Here is a 21,417-nt window from a genome sequence, read left to right on the forward strand (position 1 = left end):
CGTCAGCTCAAAATGCTTTATAATATAACTAGATTTATAAAGTAAAGGTAGGAATGATATGTTTACAAAAGAAGAAATCATGCAACTGTTGAAAAAAGATATTTTGTCACTGACCTTAAAGCCGGGTACTCTTCTCAGTGAGACGACCTTGTCAGAACGCTTCCAGCTGTCCAGAACTCCGCTACGCGATGTATTGAAGTGGCTTGCGCTTGAGTCCTACATTGATATTTATCCCAAGAAGGGGAACATTGTGTCCTATATTGATCTAGAGTCCGTTGAACAAATTATTTACTTAAGAAGCGCATTGGAAAAGGAGATTATGAAGGAGCTTTCTTCGCAAATTACATTAAGCGATGTACAGAAGTTGAGTGATATTCTAGACAGACAGAGAGCTGTGATTGAAGAAGATCATGCTACGGATCAATTTCTCAGTCTGGATGATCAGTTTCACCAAACCATGTTCCAATTGGTGGGACGGGGGTTTCTTTGGCAGCTCATTCAGCAGTCGAATGTTCACTATATCAGATATCGCAAGCTGCATATGCTGGAAACAGGGAAGCTGATGGGCATCTGGCATGAGCACCAAGCTATGCTTGAATACATGCTGAATAAGGAAACAACCAAAATGGATGATCTGGTTCATCATCATCTCAGAGAGGATATCCATTCGCTCGATTTTCTCCGGAAGTTCGCTGATTATATCAAGAAATAAGGCAGCTAGCTCAAATTAACATGTATGAATTTTAAAGTAGTGGGTAATTCATGGAGGCTGTTCTACAAGTTGAATATGTCGGTGATAGAGCGAGTAATAAACGCGAGACTGCAGCAAATTTATGGGCGGAAACGTGCTGGCCTGTGTCATTCCATTTTTGCTCGTGAGCATTGTTATTTACCGTCAGGCGGTGATCAAACTGGAGGAATCCTCACAGGAGTTTGCAGCCTTGTATACATGTTTCAGGCCCCGAAGCAAACGGATATTAAGCAGTGGAAAAAGGTGGAGCTACTATATCAACAAGGATACGCTTACCACTCCTGCGGCTGCGGCGGCCCCGGGTACAGACCCTCCCGGCTGTCGGAGGTACCTGAATTTCTGGAGATACAGCGAACGTTTGAGAATAAGAGAGAGGCGCTGCTGTACCGACTTTTGCAGAGCTAGTTGACGCGGGCTTATAACAAACGTAAGTGAAAGTAAATTTGGCAATTGGAACAAACATATCCTGGATATATTAATACATATCACAGTGTTTCACAGTAAGTGTAAGCCAGGAATAGAGAATGAAATAAATTATCTTCTTTTTAGTTATCATAAAGAAGAGCCTATAGAATCACATGTGAGATGAAGTGAATTATAGAAACTTTCATGCTTTCCCATTTTCCCAAGTGCAAAGATGAACATGCCCGAAAAAAAATATAAGAGGTTCACTATACGCGCTTCGTTCGCTGAACTAACGGGCAGGTTAGCTCAATAAGAACCCGACGCAACTTCAGGGTTTCCTTAGGCTACGTAGGAGCGATAGGGAACTATGCAGTAACTGAGTTCGGCTCGAGCCATGGTTTTTGATGTGACTAATGATAGCGGAAAATCAAAAAAGAACCTGGATAGTTTTATCAGGTTCTTTTATATTGCATATAAAACAGACACGATGATATAATCAGATTACGACTTCGTAAATTTTTAGGGACATAATTATTACATCCTACAATTTAACTTTACCATGCCGCTAAACTCTTGTCAAATGTTTTTTTTCTCAATTTAATAGTTAGGAGAGATATTGAATGAGTTCTTTGGTTCTCGGTTTTCAGGAAATGGAAAAAACGCAGTTTTTGCTGGTTGGCGGAAAAGGGTTAAATTTAGGGGAATTATCAAAAATTGAAGGAATACCTGTACCAGAAGGTTTTTGTGTTACAACAGTGGGGTATCAAAAAGCCATCGAACAAAAAGAAACGTATTATGCATTGTTGGACCGACTAACAAGGCTAAAAGCAGAAGAACGAGCTCAAATTGGTGAAATCAGCAGGCAGATTCGACAAATGATTATGGAAGTAGAAGTTCCTTCCGATGTTGTGGAAGCAGTTACTCACTATCTCTCCCGGTTTGGAGAGGAACATGCTTACGCAGTGCGTTCTAGTGCGACTGCTGAAGATTTACCACATGCCTCTTTTGCTGGGCAACAAGACACCTATTTAAATATCATTGGCAAAGAAGCAATCTTGCAGCATATCAGCAAATGTTGGGCTTCCCTATTTACGGATCGCGCGGTTATCTACCGTATGCAAAATGGATTTGACCACAGTCAAGTTTATTTATCCGTTATCGTTCAAAGGATGGTTTTCCCTCAGGCTTCAGGAATTTTATTTACCGCTGACCCGATTACATCCAACCGGAAACTGCTATCCATCGAAGCTAGTTTTGGACTTGGAGAAGCACTAGTCTCTGGCTTGGTCTCTGCCGATTGTTATAAAGTACAGGAAGGGGAAATCGTCGATAAGAGGATAGCAACCAAAGAATTGGCTGTCTATGGACGAAGAGAAGGCGGAACAGAGACCCGGCAGATCGCCCCCGATCAGCAAAAGACTCAAACCCTTACTGAACAACAAATTTTACAACTGGCACGCATGGGAAGACAGATCGAAGCTTATTTTGGCTATCCACAAGATATCGAATGGTGTTTGGCCCATGATACTTTTTATATTGTCCAGAGTCGTCCAATCACGACTTTATACCCGATCCCTGAAGCAAATGATCAGGAAAATCACGTTTATGTATCTGTCGGTCATCAACAAATGATGACTGACCCGATAAAACCATTGGGATTGTCTTTTTACCTGTTAATAACTCCTGCACCCATGCATATAGCCGGTGGAAGGTTGTTTGTTGATGTTACACATATGCTGGCTTCACCTGTCAGCAGAGAAACTTTCTTAAATACCCTGGGACAATCTGATCCGCTCATAAAAGACGCATTTATGACCCTAATAGAGCGAGATTTTATAAAATTGTTACCAGATGATAGAACAGAACGGAGTCCCGGTAATATCAGTAAAGGTAGGTCGTCTGCAGGTTTTCAAGCACAAATCGAAAACGATCCGGCAATCGTTTCTGATTTGATTAAGAACAGTCAAACATCGATAGAAGAATTAAAACAAAACATCCAAACGAAATCAGGAGCAGATTTATTTGATTTTATTCTGGAAGATCTCCAAGAATTAAAGAAGATCTTATTTGACCCACAAAGTTCAAAGGTTTTTATGACTGCTATGAATGCTTCGTCATGGATCAATGAGAAAATGTACGAGTGGTTAGGTGAAAAAAACGCAGCAGATACGCTTTCTCAATCTGTACCAAACAACATTACTTCGGAAATGGGTCTGGCGCTATTGGATGTCGCAGATGCGATTCGTCCTTATCCGGAGGTAATTGATTATTTACAACATGTAAAAGATGATAATTTTTTGGATGAAATGGTTAAGTTGGATGGTGGACAGGAAACTCAAGACGCTATCTATGCTTATCTCAACAAATACGGAATGCGATGTGCCGGTGAAATCGATATTTCGAGAACTCGTTGGAGTGATAAACCAATTATACTTGTCCCCATGATTCTCAGTAATATCAAAAACTTTGAGCCTAATGCTGGCAATTGGAAATTTGAGCAGGGGCGACAGGAGGCTTTGAAAAAAGAACAAGAGTTATTAGATCGATTGAAGCAATTACCGGATGGTGAACAAAAAGCCAAAGAAACAAAACGGATGATCGATCTGATCAGGAATTTTATCGGTTATCGTGAATATCCCAAATACGGCATGGTTAATCGCTACTTCGTTTATAAGCAGGCTTTACTAAAAGAAGCCGAACAACTCGTACAAGCTGGCATTATTCACGAAAAAGAAGATATATACGATCTCACTTTTGAAGAACTTCACGAAGTCGTACGCACAAATAAACTGGATTATCAGATCATCAGTAAACGAAAAGACGATTACAAATTATATGAAAAACTAACTCCCCCGCGTGTAATCACGTCTGATGGTGAAATCATTGCGGGTGAGTACAAACGAGAAAATCTCCCAGCCGAAGCGATTGTAGGGCTGCCTGTTTCTACCGGAGTTATAGAGGGACGAGCACGTGTCATCTTAAACATGGAAGATGCTGATCTGGAAGATGGAGATATATTAGTCACCGCCTTTACTGACCCCAGCTGGACACCATTGTTTGTATCCATAAAAGGCCTAGTCACCGAAGTTGGTGGACTGATGACTCATGGAGCCGTTATCGCACGTGAATATGGCTTACCCGCAGTTGTCGGAGTGGAGAATGCTACCAAACTGATAAAAGATGGGCAACGAATTCGTGTGCATGGAACAGAAGGGTATATCGAAATATTGTAATGGCTGAATACGCTAAGTAATAGCCTCTGTCATAATGGACGGCATTAAATACAACCTATCATGGATAAAAGGGCGGTTATCCTGTTCGTCCTTTTATCTACCTATGACACAAAGGAGAGTTGTACTTTAAGAACTTATTTATTTGAAGATCAAAACAACATAATGATTTATATATAGCTGACCCAATAATCTAAATCGCTTGTCCTTTACGGTAATAGGTACAAGTTCTTTTCCTCGACTTGAGACAAGTGCTTGTACCGTTAGAACAAAAAAGCCGCTAAAATAGCGACTTTTAATGTCTTGTTCTCGACAGTATCGGGTGTTAAATACCCAAATGTGCCCTCAGAGTCGAACCTGCATATTCGCTTCTGAACAAGCCTCTTTCAACCAACTGCGGCATCAGTTTTTCAAAAAATATTTTCATAGATTCTTCTGAACCGCCCGGAAGAGCTATAAATCCGTCAATAGCCCCAGCCTCAAAACGCTCAATAATATCATTCAATACGTCCTCAACCGTTCCAACGGAAACCCAATGAGCAGATCCGACGACCTCGGGTCTTGCCAACACATCTTCCACTGTAGGCTGATGGTTTATAATATACCGGCGCAAAAGCTCAGCATGTGTCCGGCTACGGACTGGGTGATTCGGATCAGGAAGCATATCGGCAGTTATGCGATGATCCAAAGCAAAGCTGCTTAAATCAAGGCCAAGCACTGACTTGAGCAGTGCATGTCTGCGCTCCATACTCAAATGCGCATGTGCTCAGTAGCAGCTTCAAATAAGAAATGTTGAAATGCGTATTTCAGGTGGTAGAATACTTAAGGATATAGCCTATACAACGAAATTAACTCAGATGAACTCTCCTAATTTGAATAGATTTCAAATAGTTGAAATGGCCTGATTCTACTTTCATTTGTTTTCAAGAATAAAAAAAGAATTTTTCAGAAGTTTTCTTTAACTTTTGGCCAAGAAAATTTTATGATATGTTTGATGACAAACATTCGCTGTTTTTGCAGGCAATGGATCGTTACAGAGGTAAGGTCAGCAACACTTTACTCGCAGAAATTAAAGCGTCCAAGACAGCAGTGGAAGCACTGTATAAAATTTTCGAAGTTATGATCAGTGAGGTAGAGGACACGCCATCAGGTTACTTAATCGTAAACTCTGCGGTGGAGCTGGGCGCACTGAAGCTTTTGGAAACATGATGCAGCTACTTCTACAAGTAATAGAATGAGCATTCCTGAAGTGCTATTCAATATGGTGAGCAGAGACTTACCAAAAAAGTAGCTTGGAATCCGTTAAAGGATTTCAAGCTACTTTTTTTGTGCGTGCCATCAATTGGTGAGGGCATTTTCTATCGATTTAATTTTGTGAATCTCTTCGGTTCCAACTTCCAAAGCAGTTTCGTAGTAAGAACATTTGTGCTCAAAGACTTCCATGGTTCTTCGTAGTTCCTCCATTTGTCCTTCCACAATAGCTTTTCGCTCCGTAAACATGTCATATCTTTGCTTCAGTGTGGAGTCCCCTTCAGAACACCATTCAACGAAGTCCTTAATGTCTTTAATAGACACTCCAGTCAGTTTCAGACATTGAATGATCTTAAGAAAGTCAATGTCGGAGTCTTTGAACAAGCGTGTTCCGCTCGTGGTACGTTCTACAAAAGGCATGAGTCCTTCCTTGTCGTAGTAACGCATGTATATACCGTAAGGTCTAATTTTTTAGCAACTTCACTGATTGAATAGGTCATGTACAATGAATTCCTTTCTACTAGGAGTATACTTCGGGTTAACTCTAGGATTGATCCGAGTGAATTCTACCATGCTATAAATGCATGTCAAAGTGCATCGAAGATAAAAAATAAGATAAACATTTGACCTAGAGTTAACTAGAGGGGGGCGCTTGAATTATCCATTCGTTCCTGGACACGAGATTGCCGGGATTGTAACGGATGTATGAACCCTTCTGGGGTGAAATGTGATAACTGCCTCAAAGGAAATATTCCTACCTACGATGGGGCAGACATTTACGGTGAGCCTACACAAGGTGGATAGTTCTACCCATATATGATCTCTACACACACTGGCCGTAAAGAGTACAATGGTTAATCAAAAACGAAGAAGCCCATAAAGCGAATGATTGCAGATGCATTCAAGGGTATTCGCGCAAAGAAACTTTTTGTCCTTTCGGCGTGATCTTAGCAGCAGTACTTTCCCACGTAGATTACTGAAAAGCATCGAAAACATACACTAGAAATTATAGGTTTATTCAACAGAGCGATATAGAGTTTTAAGTGGTCAATTAAAAAAGCAGTTGACTATGAAGAAATTCTAGTCAACTGCTTTTTTATTTTATATTTAGTATTCTATAAACAAAATTATCAATCTCTTGTGAAATTCTCCAACACTCCAGCTGGATACCGGCTACCGGCTGATCCGTGTGGAAGGATCTCTTTGATACGTTGAAGATCAGCTTCTGTAAGATTGACGTTAGCAGCAGCAACGTTTTGCTCAACTCGCTTAGCACTTCGTGTACCCGGGATCGGAACGATATCTTCTCCCTGGGCGAGAAGCCAAGCCAGTGCCAATTCGGCTACAGAAATACCTTTGTTAGAAGCCAGTTCATTAAGTTGTTCTGTTGCTCGTAGATTGTAGATATAATTTTCGCCTTGCCAGCGCTCGTCGTAACGGCGCATATCGTCTTCCGCGTACTCTTGGGCTGGTTTAACAGCACCTGTCAGGAACCCTCTGCCTAAAGGAGCGTAAGGCACTAAACCTATGCCTAATTCATTCAAAGTCTCTCGTATATTGTTTTCCTCAATCTCGCGTTCAAATATGGAGTATTCAGTTTGAAGCATAGAAACCGGAGTAACAGCGTGAGCTTGACGAATTGTTTTTGAACCGGTGTTACTTAAACCGAAATATTTAACTTTGCCTTCTTTGATAAGATCTCCAACGACCCCAGCTACTTCCTCGATAGGAACATCAGGATCAGGGATATGCTGATAGAACACATCAATGTAATCAGTCTGCAGATAGCGAAGACTGTTCTCAGCTACCTTACGAATATTTTCTGGCCGGCTGTTAAAACGTGTTCCAATCTGCTCGGCCGTCATATCAAAACCGAATTTGGTAGCTAGTACTACCTTTTCACGAAAATCCTTTACAGCTTTACCCAGCAACTGTTCATTGTGACCATTTCCATATCCATATAATTCTGCTGTATCAAAAAAGTTAACTCCAAGCTCATAAGCTCGACGAATAGTTGCTATTGCTTCATCTTCATTTGAAGGACCGTATGCCATTGTCATCCCCATAGTACCTAAACCAATAGAAGAAACTTTTAAACCTTGTTGACCAAGACTTCGAGTTTGCATTTTTGTTCCTCCTTAAATAATTTTATCACCGAAGTGTTTAAAGCCTAGATTAAAAGGTATCCAATCTTAGCTCGTTCAATATGAATTTTCATCACTGTTATTCATAAGAACAAACACATAATATCATGAAAAATGAATAAAGCAAACAAAAAGTATTTAAAGTGTCTGTGTTGTTTACTTTGTTTAAAATGATGATTATGAGCTATAATATAATTTATAAGGGGGCATTTAGATGGAACGGCAGATTGAAAGACAACATCAGATGAGGCAAAAACTTACTAATAGATTGTCAGCGCACGTTAGAAAATATGGGTTTCAAAGTTTAAAAATGGACGAAATTTCAAGGATTATGGATGTAAGCAGGGCGACTTTATATAAATATTTCTCTACCAAAGAAGATATTATTACGTTTCTTGTGAGTGCTTCTATCGAATACATCCACGAAATTATTGAAGATTCTGACGCTGATCAAGTATTTGTTCAGCGATTTCAGCAAACATTTGAACAAACAATCATATTAAAAGAGTTCATCACAGACATTTTCCTAAGGGATCTTGAAAGTAGTTATCCTGAGACCTATGAGTCCCTAAAAGAAGCTATGAAGCAACGAGTAGATCAGGAATTGGCTTTCTATGATGAAGGGATTAAAAGTGGGGTTTTTAATAAGATTGAGGGTAGACTTATCGTTATGCAAGATGAGATTCTAAATAATGTTTTAGATGTAAAGTACCTGATGGAGAACCAATTGACCGTGTATCAAGTGCTATTTGACTATTACAATCTAAAAAAAATTCAGTTGTTTAAACCTGATAAAATGAAAATGATAGATGACAACTTGATGATTCCTAGAATTGAGTATATGGCACAAAAGATTTCAAAAAACTTATATTAAACTTAGCAATTTAGAATAATCCAAATTATTTTTAAAGTGAACACACTTTAAAGCTTAAGTTGGGCATCATATGACGGATTTTCCATGATACATTAGAAGCATAGAAAAAGGCGTGAATGAAACGCACGGCGGCACATGACCGGGGTGTTCCTCTTCTCGCCTTTTCTTCTATTACATGAATAGGTTGATTAGATCAACAATCATTGATGTGATAATATACCAATAATGAAATGAGTGTGTTATCGATACTCTTTTCATACTTTGATTATAATTGGTGTCATGAGAGTATTTTTAGGTATTAACCCCGCTAGTAAAAATATGAGATTGAAGGATTTCTCATCAGAAAAACTAAGTAACCTGTATATAAGTATAATGAGGTAAGAGGGGGAACATCGATTATAAGATGGGAAAAACCCGATTGTTCTTCATTTTTTATAAACAGAGTGCGTCTAAGACTAGAACGTAAAACAGACGAATACGAGGGACTCCCGTTATAGGAGATCACTCGTATTCGTCTGTTTTAGCGAGCATACTTATTTATTATCATATGTGCAGCCTCGTCCGCTATTTGAAAAGCCTGCTCTCGGGAGATACTGAAATCAAGCAGCAACATTTTGGGCCATAGCACCTGCCCAGCAATTATACTCATAAATTCGTTGGCCGTTTTTGCCGCATCCGGCAGGTTTATATTACCCAATTGAACTTCATCTAATAAATATTGCGTCAATTTCTGATGAACAGCACCTTCACCCAATTCATAATGAAAAAGACTGAGCTCGGGGAACTGCTTGGCCTCTGCAATGACGACCCGAAATAAAGGAGCCATTCCATCACGAGTCAGCACGCATGCGTAATCTCGTCCGAACTTTATCAATCCTTGCAATGGAGAGCCCAGTACCGGTGGAACGTCCCATTCGGGATCAAGCTCCCAAAAATGCTTGACGATGGTTTCGAAGATCAATTCCTTGGTCGGGAAATGATTGAACAATGTTCCTGTAGAGAGACCAGCAAGTTTTGCAATCTGAGCTAACGTGGTGCGCGCATAACCTTTTTCAAAAAACAGTTCTTTTGCAGCGGCAATAGCACATGCCCTTTTTTCTTCCTTTATACGTTCATGGTAAGTTGATTTTGTTCCCATATTTCCACTCCAAAGTTGGATTTAAGTCCTATCAGAGGGGTAGCACCCTCTCTTGTACTATACAACAATTGACCGTATTCTAAAAGAAAAAGCTGCCTAAGCACCTGCGGAGGGCTTAAGCAGCAATAGGACTAACACATTAAAGAATGGTTTGCGCGCCATCCAGAACCAAATCAACGCCAATGGTGAAGCGTGACTCATCCGAAGCCAGATAGACAACAGCTTTGGCAATCTCTTTGGCTGTACCTAAGCGCCCGGCTGGAATGCTATCACGAATGCCGTTCATAACCATTTCTTGAATTTCGGTAGATACGCCGAGCTTATCCTTATCATAAAGCGGCGTATCAATCGGTCCAGGACTCACAGTGTTGAAGCGAATTCCGTGAGACGATAATAAGTCAGAATTCCAGGCTTTGGTCAAGGTGGAAATGGCACCTTTAGTAGCCGCGTAAGCATTAGAAGTTGCATATCCAGCATGAGAACTGTTTGATCCCATCAGGACGACAGAGGAGGGGTTCGCCATCACGGGAACCAGCGCCTGCATTAAGAAAAATGGAGCTTTTACGTTGATGGCAAATAAGCGGTCAAAGCTATTTTCATCAATTTGCTCGAATGGACGCCAGTCGGATACACCTGCATTTAAAAAGGCAATATCCAGCTTACCGAAATGTTGTTCAATGCGCTCTGCCAGTTGACGTTGGGCGTTGAGATCTCGGGAATCTGCTTGAAGCACAAGGACTTGATTTCCTAGTTCCTTTTGCGTTTTTTCTACATTTGCTGGGGTTACTCCGGTGACAATCAATTCAGCGCCTTCAGACAGAAATTGCTTGGCCGTTTCCAAGCCAATTCCGCTGGTGCCGCCCGTGATAAGTGCTCGTTTACCTTTAAGTCTATTCATGTTAAAACCTCCAGTGCAAGATACTTACAAGGACAAATATAAGGGGGGAATTAACCAAAGTCAAGTAACTCAGCTTTATATTTTTATTGATGTGTGATAAGATCACTACGTGGACAGGAGACAGTGAACACAAATGAGGAAGAAGTAGCCCGCTGGGGAGATTTCCGACTCGAATCGTGAACGCAAACTTCTTCAAACCTTGTTGGAAGGACAAATCCAAGATGTCGATTCAATGAAGGTCTACTGATGCGTATATAAAAAAATAGAGCAGTTACCTAAGGTAAATATGGACTGTATCAAGAAGATCAATGTCTCTATGGAAGGTGAGTATGAATTGAAAACAATGCTTATTATCGGTGCAGGACCTGGTCTAGGCTTCTCACTAGCCAAGACTTTTGGAAGAAACGGTTTTCGTATCGCACTCGTTTCAAGAACACAGGAGAAATTGGACCAATATGCAGAGCAGCTTGGTAAGATGGGCATTGAAGCTCAGGGTTTTGCTGCCGATATCACTAACAAAATGCAACTTATCAGGGCTTTTCAAGAAATTAAGAATACGTTCGGTACAATTGATGTAATGGAGTTTAATCCGCATAGTGGAAATGTTACTACGACATCTGTTCTGGAAACGACAGATGAGAGCGCACTTCAATTTTTCAACAATGTTGTCATTGGAGCTATAAATACAGCCAGACAAGTCATTCCAGAAAGACAGAACGGGGTGAAGGGGCGCTTCTTTTTACAAGCGATCTTTCCGCAATGAGTCCAAGCCCGATGTTTGGAAATTCAGGTATCGCCATGTCAGGACTCCGGAACTATAACACGAGCGTTTGCTTCCTCTTGGAGCATTTGTGGGCCATTTATCCATTAGTCCTTTAATCAAGCAGGGCACAAGTTTTGATCCTGATCAAGTGGCAGATGCTTGGTACAGTCTTTATGATAAAAGAACAGAGGCAGAGGAAACTTTTCCTAAAGGAATCATGCAATTAATCAAAAAATAAATAAAATGATAGGACTAATTTAGTGACTGCCATTAAATTTGCTATGCGGCTTATTTTATCGGTACCCGAGTGAAGGACTAGAACTTGTATCGGTTGCCGAAATAGACAAGAACATAGTCCGATCATTTCTGTATTGCATAATTCCATGCGAAATAGTGATGTGAATGCATCTATTTATTGGTTGTCAAGAATGTTGGAATCAGGTGAAGATCCTTTATTTATCGCTCGTAGGCTCGTTAGGTTTGCAAGTGAGGACGTAGGTCTGGCAGACAATAGGGCGTTGGAAATCACTGTTTCATTGTTTCAAGCATGTCAATTTATAGGGATGTCAGAGTGTGATGTTCATTTAACACAAGCCGTTATTTATCTGACCCTGGCTCCCAAATCGAATTCTGCTTACTTGGCTTATTAATACTACATAATCTGGATTAAGTATTTATGTTTCTGTAGAAGAATAGAAGGCGAAATGATTTTAATTTAAGTGAATAGAGTATTTTAAACTGAGACTACTATCTAATACTAGATAGTGGTCTTTTTGCTGTGTATAATTAAGATGAAGATATCGCGAAAATCCGTATTCATTATCATGCATAAAGATGTAAAGTGAGTTTTTGCTTTTTCTCACTAAATATGAAAATGTGTATTGATGCCATAAGCTTTTTTGATGACTTTTTCTCACTAATTATGACAACGCACAATTGTTGTGTGGTGTCATAATTAGTGAGAAAATTTACAGATTGAACGAGAATAATAATCATATTTGATGTCCGAAGAAAATAAAGTTTTAGACTGATCCGACAAATGCAACAGCGGCAGATAAGGACGCGAAAATAAATTCCTAGACTGGCCGCTGTTGTGGTCAACATTCAGCTATCGTGTCCTGTTAGCCTAATAACTCTGCAGTTTGTAAGAAAGCGTCCAGCCGCTCCTTTTGAAGAAGATGATGACGGTAATGCATCTCCACCATCGTGAACCATTCGACCGCGTTTAACGCGCCGAAGGCTACGGCCGGATGAGTCGCCTTTCGCTGCAGCCGCTCTGGGTCTATGTTCTGCAGCGACGCCCCAATCTCATGCATGCGGCGCCTTGCTTCCTCCAGCTTGGCGACAAGTTGCTCCTTGCTTTCTGGCTGTGGAGGCGTATATTGCAAGTCGGCCGGTACCTGAATGCGAACCGATGGGAAGCTCCCTTGCTCAAACACGGCATGGCCGGCCTCCGTCTTCCCGCCGCCCTCCTCGTTGCCGCCACCGAGCGCCATGCACTCCTCCGCAAGACGGAGCTGCAAGTTCAGCGTGGAATGGGGCAGATGCAGGTACATTTGACCAAGCGACCATTCGTTCTCGCTTGGCTTGCGACACAGTTCCGCCAGACTATACTTGTCCAGCTCCCGAACATAATGCTTCGAAATCTCGTCGAACCTTACCAAAATATCCTTAATCCCTATGTTCTTATTCAGAAGATCATCTCCTCGAATACTGAATTACTCTCATCATATGAGAGGGCTCAAGAAAAAGCATATTCGTAGTTTATATCTTTAATACTTTATTTACCAGTCTAAGACTATATTTTCTAATTACACCGGCCGCTGTCGCTAGCGCGCTGATCGCAAAGCTGACTTCATTCCGGAAGAGTCGGGAGCGCAAATGCAGCTGTGCATGCGGGCCACGCGTCGCCAGTCTATAACTTTGTTATCTCAGTCTAGTTCTTTATTGTTTAGTCTAAAACATTATTATTCACTAACAATTGACAATGAAGAAGTAGTACAACTTCTTATTGATTGTATAAATACGCATTTTTAGAGTTGCGTATATTCTCATAAATTTGAAAAATTAGGGTGGACCGAACAGACAATAAAGTTGTGTTCTAACTTTTAGCAACTTGTGAGTGACTGGAAGCTTGCTAAAACAACCTGTGAAGACGAGTAAGGACGAAGATTGATCAAGGTCAGCAGATTGCAAAGCCTTTTTGGGGTAGCTAAACCAGACCCTTTATCGAAACTTAAAACCAAATAGCGACTTTTCTCTGGAATCCACTGGAGAGAAGTCGCCGTATTTGTTATGGAATGTTTCTTGGTTTTAAAAATGAGATTAATCTATTGTTCTTTATTTATGAATCTTCCTTTCAACCGCTACCGCACTACAACTCAAGGGAAGATATTGTGAGCTGTCTGGAGGAATGGCAGACACCTGTAATTTTGAAACCAGTCTCCGGACAGGGAAGCCTTAATATTTCAATAATCCGCTCTTTCGAACAGATTGAAGACGCGTTGCGTCATAGCATTCAGCAGGATGAATATATATTGGATGGTACGCTGGTGATTGAGGAGTATATAGACGACGGGGAAGAATACAGCGTTGAGGTGCTGACGACTAATGGAAGGCACGAAGTGCTTGCAATCACAACCAAAGAGGTGGTAATGCCTTATTTCATTGAGGCTGGTCACCTGTTACCCGCACCTTTAATAATGATTCTCATTATCAATATATATAGTGTAGCAATTACTACAAAAAATGCAATCGCGAATGCTAGTATTTAGGATTATCAAATCCAGGCTTGCTGTGTGATTATTTATGATGATCTAATTTATGCGTATATGCAGAGGGAGACAAATGCCACGTCATCATTAATAAACTCAGTCGGACTATTTGATTTAATAAGGAGAGAATCGGCAGGCGCCGATTCTTTTAATGGAAAGCATTTTTTTCCCTTTGAGGGATATAGGCCATGCGGCAGGCAATGTCCCAAATGCTCTTTTGACAACCCAAAATCCAAGACTGGCAGGAGGATTAACACATGCCAAACATGCTTAGAAAGTTCTCTTTAGGCCGAGTCGTGGGAACTCCTGAAAGCTTGCAAGCCGTTTCGGAAGATGAAACTTACCAAAAATATTAGTGATAAATGTAGCGATTCACCCTATTTATTGTGCAATAGTCAATAAGTAGTATTCCAACGTTTTGCGAAAAGTTTTTCCGTTTCCATTAGATACAATTGGCGCTGTTCAAGAGTTCGCTTCTCCATACCTGAGTAATTATACCATTTAAGTGAGTTTATACCCATTTTTCGAAAAGTTCCACGAAACATCATTTTGGTGATTGGATTTCCAAATAGCCATCGATAAATATATGTTGGAGTTGCCATAACAGTTAGTAAAGAAGCACCCTTCAAACGAGGAAGCAGACACTTAAATAAACGCCCTGGTTTAGGCTCGCTGTACACGATTCCTTTTGCGAATACCTTATCCAAGAAACCTTTCATCATTGCTGGCATTCCTTCCCACCAGATAGGAAAGATAAAAATAAGGTGATCTGCTTCGAGTAGTCGCTGTTGATAATCTGCAATTAGAGGATCAATTACTTCCTTTGTTCGCCAAGACGCGAGGTCAGAAGCAGACATAACAGGATTGAAGCCGTCTTTATGCAAATCAATCAAATCGATTCGGTGACCACTTGAACGCAAACCTCTTATGGTAGCTGCCAACAAGGCGGCTGAATAACTTCTATTGTGAAGAATATTTTCTGAAGCACCACTTCCATAAGGATGATCAAATATAATAAGAATATTCATATAAAATTCCTTTCTTGTACTTTGTTTTCTTGGAAACAAAATTGTTTTTTATGGATACAATAATATATTTTTGTTTCTCTGTTGTCAATAATGTTTCCTTGTATTTTATTTTTTATAATCACTTGGTATACTAGAAATATAAAATCTGAGAATATTTCTTTATTCTCTAATATAAAATCTTAAAAGTAAGAGAGTGAGATTGTAAAAATGAATGATAATGTTGAACAAACGCTTTTAATAACAGATATAATAGGTCACATTGCTGCTGTACAGAAGCGATTTCAGTCAGAAGGCGAAGATGAAGAAAGGAGATGGATGATTAAAAATGCTACTGAATCGGTCGTTATCGAATTTTTAAAGGAAGCATCTGTTCAGATGCTCCATGTCTTGGATGCTATAGGAGAATTAGAGCCAGTCAATGGCATTACAATTTCTAGGCATTTTGGTATTCCTAGAGGTAGCGTATCCAAAATAACTCAGCGGCTGGTGAAACTAGGAGTTATACATGCTGAATCATTATCTTCCAATAAAAAAGAAGTATTATTTCGTTTAACTCCATCTGGTGAGCAAGCTTTCAAATTGCACCAGCAACTTCATGAACATATGGATGATAATTTTAGGATTTTTCTAAGTCGTTATAACCTCGATCAGATACGCTTTCTTTCAGAATTAATGAGAGAAGTATTGGAAACTTCATGGGTTGGATCAGAAATGGTTCCTGTTGAAGCAGAGGATGAACACGAAGATTACAAGTTATCTACTAACAAGATTAGCTCACCTATAGATTTACAACAAAAAAATGAAATCTTAAGTATGTTGCAGAATTTTGATTCGAAGAAGTTGAGCAGAGTAAAAGAATTGATACGTATTGCCTTTCTTGAGGATTGACTAATACCTTGTCTCTATCAAATTTAGGGTTTATGGAGAAACTCTTATAAAAAATGCATGAAGGCACTAAAAATTCTTAGGTCTCCTAAGAATTCTGTACTCTCGACCATAAGTTATTTGGTGATAGCTGGGCTACAGCCCGCTCCCTTCAAATAGCAATTAAATGGAAGCGGGATTGCAACAGCAATAGGAATAGGATATTACACTCTATCCCGTCGCTCAGGCCAGCTGCAGCGATAGCTTTTCTAATGATAACCTTACGGTCAGGGAACCCACAATTATAGTGAGTTCTATGATGTCCTTCGTCATTGGGGTAAAGTGACTGACTTGACTTGAGCAGAGGTATTTCCGTAAATATCCTTGGCCAGTACGAGAATATGCAGCGTATCGGCTTGGGAGGAACCACCCTGTTTGTATTTAGTAGTTGGAAGCGTTGCTGACCAATTGGTTTTATCTTCTGTAATAACGACACGAATCCCATTGACATAAACTTTAAGCTGCGCGATATCGCTTTGATCTGTGACTGAACCTTCCAAAGTGAGAACATCATCCGTGATTGAAGCATTCAACTTAAGTTCAGGGGTTCCTGTTTCCTTGCGTTTAGAGGGTGGGAGAGCAGTTCGCGGGTTATAGGAAAAGGTTTCATCCTCAAGCGCTGGCGTGCGTGCTGCAATAGGACGGTTTTTGGTCGCCTGCTCATAGGAATAAGCGTAACGAAGCAGGTCATTATCGCTGTATGCGGCACCTGCCATCGTCAGATTAACGGGCATTCCGGTATCCTTCATAGCGCCCATACTCACAGACACACTTGGGATACCGTACTCGCGTAGAATGAAATTCGTATTGGAGAAATAGTTGCCATTCTCCCAAGCCTCCTCATAGGATGTTTCATTCACATCGGAGTCAGCTTTGCCGATATTCGAATTTGCCGGGAATGCAATAAAATCAAGGTTGTTTTGCTTCATCCAATTTTCAAAATCAATCTTTCGCACATTTTCAAGCCCCCGTAGTCCTTCATGAAACTGGGGAATTTGTTCGTAAGGGGTGACGCCTTTCTTTATGGTTTCAATAAATACGTCATAGTGGCCAAGGTCTCTGCCACGTTTGGCATCTACCGAACCGGGCGGATTTGGGAAGACGGTTGCAGGGTCGATATTAGCCCATGACGGAAAATTCGGATCGCCCACACTTTTAAGGAATTCCTCAGCAGCATAAGGATTAAGCAATCCGAATTCCTTTTCAACCCACTTTGCCGGCATCAAACCACGTTCCTCAGGTGTTTTTGCTGTTGCCCGGTCTTTCTCGCTGTTCGCCTGCAAGGGGAAGTCAACTTCCACAACCTCAGCTCCAAGAGCAGTTAAATCCTTTACAGCTTTTTCCCATAATGCCTGTATCGAAGGTCTGAATTTGATCGGAGTTGTGGTTTCATGGTCCTTACCAATATAGATTTTCGGAACGCCAATGCGCTTGCCTTTTAACGCTTGAATGTCTCGCAGCTCTAAATAGGATTTGGGACGGACACTGTTGACAGAAGGGAGTCGAACGGCTTTCTGTTCTCGCCAGAAATCCCCCTTGGTGATCTTATCTTCTACAACGATCACGTCAAGCAAGCGGAGCATGTCCTCGACAGTCCTCGTATGTGGGACAACGACATCCCGTATAGGGAAGAGCGGCCAATTCCCCCGAATGGAGATTAGGCCCCGCGATGGCGTGTAGGCAATTAAACCATTGTTAGATGCTGGTGATCTTCCAGAGGATACCGTTTCCTCCCCCATACCGAAGGCAGCGAGGTTGGCGGCTGTTGATACGCCAGATCCGTTAGAGGAGCCAGAGTACCAAGCTGCAGCCAAATAATTTGGATTGTACGGACTTTCAGCACGGCCATAAACGCCTCTTTGCATTCCCCCTGCTGCCATTGGCGGCATGTTGGTTTTACCAATGAGCACCCCTCCGGATTTGCGTATCTTCTCTACTGTAAAGGCATCGTCTTTTGCCATCAGATTTTTGAAAGCTGGAGATCCAGAAGCGACAGTGAGTCCCTTAACCTTGTAGCTGTCTTTAACCGTGTAGGGGATGCCTTGCAGTGGACCGGTCTTAATACCCTGTGCCCTTAGTTGATCAGCCTGAGCGGCTTCTTTTAGTACGTCGGGGTTCAGAACAGGGATGGAATTCAGCCGAATGCCACTAGCATCATAGGCATATACGCGGTTAAGGTACAGGGCGGTGAGTTCGACACTCGACAGTGCTCCTGACTTCATCGCGTCCTGCATCTGAGCAATCGTAGCCTCTTGCAATTGAAATGTAACTAGGGAGGAGACGGGTTCACTACTGGTTTTACTTGAGGAAGAGGGCGAAGGGGTGGCGGATGCAAGGGAGCATCCCGTGAGAGTTAAAATCATACCAGTCGCGATCCATTTGCAATAATTACCGATTACATTCCTTGCATTCGCTTTTAGCATTCGTGCGCACATAGCATTTTCACTCCTTAAATTAGATAGGATCAGGAATTTGAATAGAGAGGAACGAGAAATTCATAAATGTTTCTAATTATACTACTTATTTTCATACGAAATGTCAATTTTTGTAATACGGATATAAAGGGAGCCATTTAAGGTAAAATGGTGCCCGAGATTACACTAGGGAGCTTCCCTAGCAAATCCCGAGCACCAGAGGGCGTTTTCCATGGGTTACACTTGTAAGTCACTGAGGATGAAACACCCAGACATTCTCAATATAGTAAACATTTGGCTAAGATAAATACGAGCGATCATAATGAAAATTCAATGAAATCCACGTAGGCATCCCAGGTTCCGTCATCGCTCGTCAAGGTGAGTTTGACGTCCTGATCTCCGGTAGCGTGAGTAATGTTGGATAAAGTTTGGACAGTCGGCGTTTTGCCCGTGAAATAAAAGGAACCCACAGTTACTCCTCCAATAACCAAGTCCACTTTGGCCGTACTAGCATTGCTTGAAGCCCCCCGTACTGAGATATTATGCGTAGGGTTGGCAAAATACTGTGAGTATGATGCATAGTCAGCAGTGGCATACAGAGCAGCCCCGTCAAAAGGTGTACTGATCTTGCCCGCATAAGTGCCGCCAATGTTCATGTTCTCAGCTTCAACCTTTGTCCCCGTATTGCTCCCCGTGTTGGGGGTAAACTGCCAGGCATCCAAATTAAATAGATTGCCGTTTCCTGTCCCAGTAAACACCAGATAAATGTTGCGAACCCCAGTTGCATTATTGATCGTGGTCTCTACTTCTCTCCAGGTCTGCATACCTCCAGTTGAAGGTACTTTTAAGGTGCCGACTAAAGGGCCTGTCTCACTGTCAAGACGTACTTCAATACTACCACCGACATTTGTGGCAACATTGGCTTTGAACGTCTTTGCTCCGGTAGAGCCAAAATCAGCCTTCCCGACAGCGACCCAGTCCCCATTGTGAATATTGGTCACATTCAGATTACTGACCGGACCGCCAGTGGCTTGAGTGGGCTCGGACGTAATACCCGCCTGCCACGCCATGGTTTCCGCTTCAACTCTGGTATATGGATTTAGATTGGATAGCTGAGCTATTCCAGTCATATTCCCTTGTACCTCCTGGATGCTTCCATCGGTATTGTACACCAGCTTATTAATGTGAGGAGAGCGATAGCCTTTTCCATTTCCAATTTGTGCCTTGCTGACCGTTTGGGCATGATACACGACGTACCACTCATTTTTAAAGTTAAATACAGCATGGTGGTTGTTGCCGCCAACGCCGAAGAATGTATAGGGGTTTTTCAGGAAATGGCCTTTATAAGTGAAGGGGCCCATCGGGTTATCGCCGACCATATAGCCGATTTCACCTGCAGGGTACTGTGGCGGGTGTGTCCCGGCAAAGTTAATGCAGTAGGAATAATAGTATTTGCCATTGTACTTATGAATACCGGAATCTTCAAATAAGTAAGGTGCATCAATGGTGGTTGTGCTTCCAACAACACTTATCATATCGGCCCCCAACTTGATCACTCTAGCTGTTTTAGGATTAGCAATGGAAGCGGGATCGGATTCGTTAGGAATTCCCCCACCGCTATACAGGTATCCTGTGCCATCATCATCCACCAACACAGCCGGATCAAAAAGCCATGTCACGCCAGCCATTCCAGGCGTACTATGTGTCACAAGCGCTTTACCGAGGGGGTCTGTCCAAGGTCCGATCGGCGTGTCTGCTGTCAGGACTCCAATTCCTGCCCCACCATTGGCAAAATAAAGAAAGAATTTATCTTTGCCATTCAATTTTTTATGCGCAATTGCTGGAGCCCAGGAGTTAGAGGCCCATTTGGCAATGCCTCTACCGTTGTTCTTGTTGTTGGCACCTGCGACCGGTATCGTTCCGTGATCCGTCCAATTCACCATGTCCGCGGAGGAAATGACCTGGATGCGATCCAGTGCACTGAAGTCATTGTCTTTAATCGATCCATCATTGTTATAAACATACGTATCACTTGACATGTAGACATACACCCTTCCACCATATACCAATGAATAGGGATCAGCTCCCAATTTATGATCCACTAGAGGGTTGGAATTTCCAGGGAGTTTAGCCAGTGGTCGATTGGCAGCATCTACACTTAGCACGAGAGAGACACCAAGCAATAAAGTGAAGGAGAGAAATAAAGCTAGACATTTTCTAATCATAACAATAACCTCCGTTTTTTTATATGGTCCAAAGCCGAGCTATTCGTAAATTTATCAAACTCAAGAATATACTCAGACCTCTACCCGTAAGGAGAACTGCTGTGAAGAGGGCACGAGAAATAGACATGAAATCGCTTACATTTATTGAATTTAAAAGTGAACTACGAGAGGAGAGTCACCATATACTGGTCTCTGTTCATTTATTGACAACTCCAGTTATGTGTTGGAGAAAGTATAGTAATCATAAACATTGGGTTATTAAATATTAATATGTAAATTGATTGCAAATAATGGTTTTATTTGGCGCAATCATAGCATGTTCTATCAAAAATAACAATATCATTCTATTTTCTAAAAAAAGCGAATCGAAAGGAACGTAAATTACGATACCAATGGCATGCTGGACCTTTTGCAAAATCGAGATATCCGACCTGTTATCCCAAGCAAGCGCAATCGACGGGTGAAACTTTAAGTTGGCATTAGTTAAACACACTATGTCCATACGTTGTATGCTGAACATGACTGGATAAATTAGTATGAATGATTGCAGCAGAAGAGGCAGCCCTGCAGGGATGCTTTTGCCTGTCCAGGGGAGATT

The 21,417-nt window shown here is 41.5% G+C and carries 15 protein-coding genes and 3 pseudogenes; 9 read left to right on the plus strand and 9 right to left on the minus strand.

The window, feature by feature from the left end; translation table 11 throughout:
• Window positions 1-58 precede the first annotated feature (58 nt).
• The 3 genes from NSQ58_RS15465 (at window position 59) to ppsA (ending at window position 4,389) form a co-directional block, all read left to right on the plus strand.
• The gene (locus NSQ58_RS15465; RefSeq protein WP_028541608.1) at window positions 59-712 is read left to right on the plus strand and encodes a GntR family transcriptional regulator; all 654 of its coding nucleotides are present in this window, start codon (window positions 59-61) and stop codon (window positions 710-712) included.
• 69 nt (window positions 713-781) lie between these two features.
• Entirely contained in the window at window positions 782-1,156 is a 375-nt protein-coding gene (locus NSQ58_RS15470; protein WP_341057692.1) for a hypothetical protein, read from the plus strand.
• Window positions 1,157-1,776: 620 nt separating this feature from the next.
• Complete coding sequence (gene ppsA, locus NSQ58_RS15475) at window positions 1,777-4,389, plus strand: phosphoenolpyruvate synthase (RefSeq protein WP_341057694.1); 2,613 nt, start codon at window positions 1,777-1,779, stop codon at window positions 4,387-4,389.
• Window positions 4,390-4,711: 322 nt separating this feature from the next.
• Here the strand turns inward: ppsA and NSQ58_RS15480 are convergent.
• A pseudogene (locus NSQ58_RS15480) lies at window positions 4,712-5,152 on the minus strand (LLM class flavin-dependent oxidoreductase); the annotation flags it as partial.
• A gap of 221 nt (window positions 5,153-5,373) precedes the next feature.
• Between NSQ58_RS15480 and NSQ58_RS15485 the strand changes: the two are divergent.
• The gene (locus NSQ58_RS15485) at window positions 5,374-5,595 is read left to right on the plus strand and encodes a hypothetical protein (protein WP_025723218.1); all 222 of its coding nucleotides are present in this window, start codon (window positions 5,374-5,376) and stop codon (window positions 5,593-5,595) included.
• Window positions 5,596-5,724: 129 nt separating this feature from the next.
• On the opposite strand, the pseudogene NSQ58_RS15490 reads toward NSQ58_RS15485, so the two are convergent.
• A pseudogene (locus NSQ58_RS15490) lies at window positions 5,725-6,137 on the minus strand (MerR family transcriptional regulator).
• Between the two features lie 630 nt (window positions 6,138-6,767).
• Window positions 6,768-7,763 (minus strand): aldo/keto reductase, encoded by a 996-nt coding sequence (locus NSQ58_RS15500; protein WP_025723219.1) that lies wholly within the window; start codon window positions 7,761-7,763, stop codon window positions 6,768-6,770.
• Between the two features lie 232 nt (window positions 7,764-7,995).
• Between NSQ58_RS15500 and NSQ58_RS15505 the strand changes: the two genes are divergently transcribed.
• Complete coding sequence (locus tag NSQ58_RS15505; RefSeq protein WP_025723220.1) at window positions 7,996-8,655, plus strand: TetR/AcrR family transcriptional regulator; 660 nt, start codon at window positions 7,996-7,998, stop codon at window positions 8,653-8,655.
• A gap of 520 nt (window positions 8,656-9,175) precedes the next feature.
• Here NSQ58_RS15505 and NSQ58_RS15510 read toward each other — a convergent pair.
• Both NSQ58_RS15510 and NSQ58_RS15515 read right to left on the minus strand, forming a co-directional pair.
• A complete protein-coding gene (locus NSQ58_RS15510) occupies window positions 9,176-9,793 on the minus strand; it encodes a TetR/AcrR family transcriptional regulator (RefSeq protein ID WP_025723221.1) in 618 nt (205 codons plus the stop codon).
• A gap of 139 nt (window positions 9,794-9,932) precedes the next feature.
• The gene (locus tag NSQ58_RS15515; RefSeq protein ID WP_025723222.1) at window positions 9,933-10,691 is read right to left on the minus strand and encodes an SDR family oxidoreductase; all 759 of its coding nucleotides are present in this window, start codon (window positions 10,689-10,691) and stop codon (window positions 9,933-9,935) included.
• Between the two features lie 343 nt (window positions 10,692-11,034).
• On the opposite strand from NSQ58_RS15515, the gene NSQ58_RS15520 reads away from it, so the two are divergent.
• Entirely contained in the window at window positions 11,035-11,454 is a 420-nt protein-coding gene (locus tag NSQ58_RS15520) for an SDR family NAD(P)-dependent oxidoreductase (RefSeq protein ID WP_231517195.1), read from the plus strand.
• A 335-nt stretch (window positions 11,455-11,789) separates the two neighbouring features.
• A pseudogene (locus tag NSQ58_RS15525) lies at window positions 11,790-12,101 on the plus strand (AAA family ATPase); the annotation flags it as partial.
• 474 nt (window positions 12,102-12,575) lie between these two features.
• On the opposite strand, the gene NSQ58_RS15530 reads toward NSQ58_RS15525, so the two are convergent.
• The gene (locus NSQ58_RS15530; RefSeq protein WP_028541603.1) at window positions 12,576-13,148 is read right to left on the minus strand and encodes a DinB family protein; all 573 of its coding nucleotides are present in this window, start codon (window positions 13,146-13,148) and stop codon (window positions 12,576-12,578) included.
• A 639-nt stretch (window positions 13,149-13,787) separates the two neighbouring features.
• Between NSQ58_RS15530 and NSQ58_RS15535 the strand changes: the two genes are divergently transcribed.
• Window positions 13,788-14,228 (plus strand): ATP-grasp domain-containing protein, encoded by a 441-nt coding sequence (locus NSQ58_RS15535; RefSeq protein ID WP_175405240.1) that lies wholly within the window; start codon window positions 13,788-13,790, stop codon window positions 14,226-14,228.
• A gap of 395 nt (window positions 14,229-14,623) precedes the next feature.
• On the opposite strand, the gene NSQ58_RS15540 is transcribed toward NSQ58_RS15535, so the two are convergent.
• Window positions 14,624-15,256, minus strand: a complete 633-nt coding sequence (locus tag NSQ58_RS15540; RefSeq protein ID WP_028541602.1) for an NAD(P)H-dependent oxidoreductase — start codon at window positions 15,254-15,256, stop codon at window positions 14,624-14,626.
• Between the two features lie 207 nt (window positions 15,257-15,463).
• Here NSQ58_RS15540 and NSQ58_RS15545 point away from each other — a divergent pair, with 207 nt between their 5' ends.
• Window positions 15,464-16,144, plus strand: a complete 681-nt coding sequence (locus NSQ58_RS15545; protein WP_025723225.1) for a winged helix DNA-binding protein — start codon at window positions 15,464-15,466, stop codon at window positions 16,142-16,144.
• Window positions 16,145-16,449: 305 nt separating this feature from the next.
• Here NSQ58_RS15545 and NSQ58_RS15550 read toward each other — a convergent pair whose 3' ends face one another.
• Entirely contained in the window at window positions 16,450-18,615 is a 2,166-nt protein-coding gene (locus NSQ58_RS15550; RefSeq protein ID WP_341057700.1) for an amidase, read from the minus strand.
• A 296-nt stretch (window positions 18,616-18,911) separates the two neighbouring features.
• Entirely contained in the window at window positions 18,912-20,819 is a 1,908-nt protein-coding gene (locus tag NSQ58_RS15555) for a carbohydrate-binding protein (protein ID WP_341057702.1), read from the minus strand.
• Window positions 20,820-21,417: the final 598 nt, after the last annotated feature.

Origin of the sequence: Paenibacillus sp. FSL M7-0134 (assembly GCF_038007865.1) — a bacterium.
Classification (GTDB): Bacteria; Bacillota; Bacilli; order Paenibacillales; family Paenibacillaceae; genus Paenibacillus; species Paenibacillus polymyxa_B.